Raw genomic sequence first — 611 nt, forward strand, 5'->3', positions numbered from 1 at the left:
GCGCCGGCGTCGCCCCCCGTGGAGGCCACCGACCACGGCGCGTCGGCGTCGTCCCCGCCCGTCCCGGCTGTGACCCGGAGCGCGGCGCCGCCCGCCCCGCCAGCGCCGCGCACGCCACCGGCAGGTGCCGACGCGGTGCCGGTCAGGCCGTCGAGCGTGGCGGCACCCCGGTTCGGCGCCGCCGCGGCGCCTCGGCAGCGGGCCGCTGACGAAGCGGAACCCACGGCCCAGCTGGTAGCGCCGGCACCATTCTCGTCCGAGCCGCACCGGGCGTCCGTCCGGCAAGGGGCTGCGGCGCGGCCGGAGACGGCGGACGGCCCGGCGGCGGCTGCCCCCGGATGGGACAAGCCGACGATCCAGGTCCAGCAGATCGAACCGCTGCTCGCCGAGGAGGTCGCGGCCACCCGGCAGCCGGAGCCGGGCGGCGGGAGCGGCACACCGGGCGCCGCGCCGGCGAGCCCGGCCCCGGCGGAAGCGGCCTTCTCCACGACTCCCCCGGCACCCCGGCCGCCGGCCGCGCCGTCGCCCGCCCCGATCGGCGCACCGCCCGTGAGCGCACCGCCCGTGAGCGCACCGCCGGCGGGCGCACCGCCCGTCAGCGCACCGCCGGT

The 611-nt window shown here is 81.8% G+C and carries 1 pseudogene; it reads right to left on the minus strand.

Annotated features, from left to right (window positions below):
* Positions 1-224, minus strand: a pseudogene (locus tag C1I99_RS34430) (hypothetical protein); the annotation flags it as partial.
* Positions 225-611 lie beyond the last annotated feature (387 nt).

The sequence above is a fragment of the Micromonospora deserti genome (genome assembly GCF_003236335.1).
Taxonomy (GTDB): Bacteria; Actinomycetota; Actinomycetes; order Mycobacteriales; family Micromonosporaceae; genus Micromonospora; species Micromonospora deserti.